The following is a 4,007-nucleotide window of genomic DNA, read 5'->3' as shown; positions in this document are numbered from 1 at the left end:
GTCCGGCCCCCGGCCGTGGGCGGCCGGTCGGGCACCTGATGGGGGCGCAGGGGCCTGACATCCGCGTCAGGCCTCGGATTCCCTCATGTCATGTCCCCGTTACCGCGTATTCAGACACGCTTGCGACGCTCACTCAATGCAGCCCGAGGTGCCACCCTCCCGGAACGGGACCGCCGCCCGCCCCAAGGCGCTCACCCCTGCCCGCTCCGACCTGCTCTCCGACGCGCCTGAGAGCGGCCGAGCGCGGAACAATGGATTCATGAGCCAGCAGCCAAGCGCCGAGGTCCGCCTCCAGCCCACCACCCAGCCGTCGGTCGGTTCCATCGCCGCGCACCGGCCGCACACCCTCGCCGCCGCCGTCTCCGATCTGGAGCCGGACATCGACGCGGATCTCGACGGGTACGACGGCTACGAGCGCGACCGCGAGGACGCGCCCGGCGGCGACGAGCTGCCGTCGGGGCGCTTTCTCGACCGGGAGCGCAGCTGGCTCGCGTTCAACGAGCGCGTCCTGGAGCTCGCCGAGGACCCGGCGACCCCCCTGCTGGAGCGGGCGAACTTCCTGGCGATCTTCGCCTCCAACCTGGACGAGTTCTTCATGGTCCGGGTGGCGGGCCTGAAGCGCCGTATCGCCACCGGCGTGGCCACCCGGTCCGCCTCCGGGCTCCAGCCCCGCGAGGTCCTGGACCTGATCTGGACCCGCTCGCGCGAGCTCATGGCCCGGCACGCCGCCTGCTACCAGCAGGACGTGGCCCCGGCCCTCGCCGACGAGAACATCCACCTCATCCGCTGGCCCGACCTCACCGAGAAGGAGCAGGCGCGGCTCTTCACCCTCTTCCGCCAGCAGATCTTCCCGGTCCTCACCCCGCTGGCCGTGGACCCCGCGCACCCCTTCCCGTACATCTCGGGGCTCTCGCTCAACCTCGCGGTCGTCGTGCGCAACCCGGTCAGCGGCCACCGCCACTTCGCCCGGGTCAAGGTGCCGCCGCTGCTCTCGCGGTTCCTGGAGGCCTCGCCGCAGCGGTACGTACCGCTGGAGGACGTCATCGCGGCCCACCTCGAAGAGCTCTTCCCCGGCATGGAGGTCCTCGCCCACCACATGTTCCGGGTGACCCGGAACGAGGACCTGGAGGTGGAGGAGGACGACGCCGAGAACCTCCTCCAGGCGCTGGAGAAGGAGCTCATGCGGCGCCGCTTCGGGCCGCCGGTGCGCCTGGAGGTCGAGGAGTCCATCGACCCGTACGTCCTGGACCTGCTGGTGCGCGAGCTGAAGATCAGCGACGCCGAGGTGTATCCGCTGCCCGGCCCGCTCGACCTCACCGGACTCTTCGGCATCGCGGCCCTCGACCGGCCGGAGCTGAAGTTCCCCAAGTTCGTGGCCGGCACCCACCGTGACCTCGCCGAGGTCGAGTCGGCCTCCGCGCCGGACATCTTCGCCGCGCTGCGCGAGCGGGACGTGCTCCTCCACCACCCGTACGACTCGTTCTCCACCTCGGTGCAGGCGTTCCTGGAGCAGGCCGCCGCCGACCCCGACGTCCTCGCCATCAAGCAGACGCTCTACCGCACCTCCGGCGACTCGCCGATCGTGGACGCCCTGATAGACGCCGCCGAGTCCGGCAAGCAGGTCCTCGTCCTGGTCGAGATCAAGGCGCGCTTCGACGAGCAGGCCAACATCAAGTGGGCCCGCAAGCTGGAGGAGTCGGGCTGCCATGTGGTGTACGGCCTGGTCGGTCTGAAGACGCACTGCAAGCTGTCGCTGGTGGTGCGTCAGGAGGGCGACATCCTGCGCCGCTACTCGCACGTCGGCACCGGCAACTACCACCCCAAGACGGCCCGGCTCTACGAGGACCTGGGGCTGCTCACCGCCGACCCGCAGGTCGGAGCCGACCTCTCGGACCTCTTCAACCGGCTGTCGGGCTACTCGCGCCGCGAGACCTACCGCCGTCTGCTGGTCGCGCCCAAGTCCCTGCGCGACGGCCTGGTCTCGCGCATCAACAAGGAGACGGCCCACCACCGCGCCGGGCGCCCCGCCTACGTCCGCATCAAGGTCAACTCGATGGTCGACGAGGCCGTGATCGACGCCTGCTACCGGGCCTCGCAGGCCGGTGTGCCGGTCGACATCTGGGTACGCGGCATCTGCGCCGCCCGGCCCGGCGTCGCCGGGCTCTCCGAGAACATCCGGGTGCGGTCGATACTGGGGCGCTTCCTGGAGCACTCCCGGCTCTTTGCCTTCGGCAACGGCGGCGAGCCCGAAGTGTGGCTGGGCAGCGCCGACATGATGCACCGCAACCTGGACCGCCGCATCGAGGCACTGGTGCGGGTCACCGACCCGGCCCACCGCGCGGCTCTCACCCGGCTCCTGGAGACCGGTATGTCGGACGCCACCACCTCCTGGCACCTGGGCCCGGACGGCGAGTGGACCCGGCACGCCGCCGACGCCGACGGACAGCCGCTGCGCCATGTACAGGAGATGCTGATAGACGCCCGGAGGCGCCGGCGTGCCACGCCCTGACACGACCACCGGACCGCAGACCGCCGGGGACGTCCTGTCCCCCTATCTCCACACGCAGGCGGGGGAGTTCCTGCGCGGGCTCCGGCTGCACCGCGAGGCGGGGCCCGACAGCGGCGGCGCCGAGGAGGCCGCGCGGGCGCTGCGCCGTGCCGCCCGCCGCATCGGCGCCACCCTGCACACCTTCCGCCCGCTGCTCGACCCGGTCTGGGCCGAGGCGCTGCGTACGGAACTGTCCTGGCTCTCCGCCACGCTGGCCGGGGAACACGCCTGCGCGGCCCGGCTCGCCCGGCTGCTCGACGGCCTCCAGCGGCTCTCCGGCGCCCCCCAGGTGCCGGCGCCGCGCGGCGAGACGACCGCGGGCGCGCCCGCGGTGGGCGCGGCGCGGGCCGGGGCCCTGCTGGACCGCCAGTTGACGCTGGCCCGCACCCGGGCGCACTCGGCGGCGCTGCAGGCGCTGGGCTCCTCCCGGTTCCACGCGGTGGCCGACGCGGTGGCGCTGCTCGCCAGCGAGGTGCCGCTGTCCGGTTCGGCGGCGGCGTACGCGGTGGAGGTGCTGCCGTCCGCCGCCGGCCTCGCCGAGCAGCGGCTCGGCCAGGCGGTGGCCGCGCTGCCGCTGGCCCGCGCGGCCCATCCGTACAACGCGGAGGCGCTGGCGGGTCTGGGCGAGACCCAGGACGCGCCCTGGCACCAGGTGCGGCGGCTGCTGCGGCTGCACCGGTACGCCCAGGAGGTGCTGCGCCCCGGCCCCCCGTACGAGGACGACGAACGGCTGCTGCGGGCCGGGCTCGCGCTCGACCGGCACCGGGACGCCTCGGAGGCCGCCGCAGCCGCCGCCGCAGCCGCCCGCACCCCGAGGATCGCCCCGGCCACCGCCTACGCGCTGGGCGTGCTCCACGCCGACCAGCGGCACGAGGTGGAGGCGGCCCGGTTCGCCTTCCAGCAGGTCTGGCAGCCGATGGCGGCGGTGGGCGCGCAGGTGGCCGCGCCGTGAACCGGGAGGGGACGGTGCTCGCGGCGGGGTGTGTGCTGTGGCGCCGCTCGGCGTGGGCGGCCGGCGGGCTGGAGATCTGCCTGGTGCACCGGCCGAAGTACGACGACTGGTCGCACCCCAAGGGCAAGCTCAAGCGGGACGAGGAGCCGCTCGCGGGGGCGGTCCGTGAGGTCCGGGAGGAGACCGGCCACCGCTGTGTGCCCGGCGCGCGGCTGCCCTCCGCGCACTACATCGACCCCCAGGGCCGCCCCAAGGCGGTCGACTACTGGGCCGCCGAGGCCGGTGAGGGCTGTTTTCAGCCGAACGACGAGATCGACCGGGTGCTGTGGCTGACCCCGGCGGCAGCCCGCGAACGGCTCACCCAGCCCCGCGACCGGGCCCTGGTGGACGCCCTGCTGGACGCGCTGAACCGGTCCTGAAGCCGGTAATGAGCCAGTCCTGAAGCGGCCCTGAAGCCGTCCTGAAGCGGCTTTTGTGCAGGTCCGTCCCCCGTTCCCCCGCCCCCTC

General features: G+C 73.4%; 3 protein-coding genes. All 3 read left to right on the top strand.

Features of this window, described 5'->3' with window-relative positions; all coding sequences use genetic code 11:
• The first annotated feature begins 259 nt into the window (after positions 1 to 259).
• Genes ACJA3G_RS31995 through ACJA3G_RS31985 form a run of 3 tightly spaced genes read left to right on the top strand, consistent with a single transcriptional unit; the run spans position 260 to position 3,919 of the window.
• Positions 260 to 2,509 (top strand): RNA degradosome polyphosphate kinase, encoded by a 2,250-nt coding sequence (locus ACJA3G_RS31995; protein ID WP_406556541.1) that lies wholly within the window; start codon positions 260 to 262, stop codon positions 2,507 to 2,509.
• The gene (locus tag ACJA3G_RS31990; RefSeq protein ID WP_406556540.1) at positions 2,496 to 3,500 is read left to right on the top strand and encodes a CHAD domain-containing protein; all 1,005 of its coding nucleotides are present in this window, start codon (positions 2,496 to 2,498) and stop codon (positions 3,498 to 3,500) included. The genes ACJA3G_RS31995 and ACJA3G_RS31990 overlap by 14 nt, the downstream gene beginning before the upstream one ends.
• Positions 3,497 to 3,919, top strand: a complete 423-nt coding sequence (locus ACJA3G_RS31985; RefSeq protein ID WP_406556539.1) for an NUDIX hydrolase — start codon at positions 3,497 to 3,499, stop codon at positions 3,917 to 3,919. Before ACJA3G_RS31990 ends, ACJA3G_RS31985 begins: the two co-directional genes overlap by 4 nt.
• Positions 3,920 to 4,007 lie beyond the last annotated feature (88 nt).

It is taken from the genome of Streptomyces sp. YS-3, assembly GCF_045257485.1.
Taxonomy (GTDB): domain Bacteria; phylum Actinomycetota; class Actinomycetes; order Streptomycetales; family Streptomycetaceae; genus Streptomyces.
The sequence above is the reverse complement of the archived record's forward strand: the minus strand, read 5'-3'. Positions and strand labels throughout refer to the sequence as shown.

Bases quoted from the DNA above. Each gene is read 5' to 3' on its own strand.
- ACJA3G_RS31995 (WP_406556541.1), top strand. From the start codon at position 260: ATGAGCCAGCAGCCAAGCGCCGAGGTCCGCCTCCAGCCCACCACCCAG.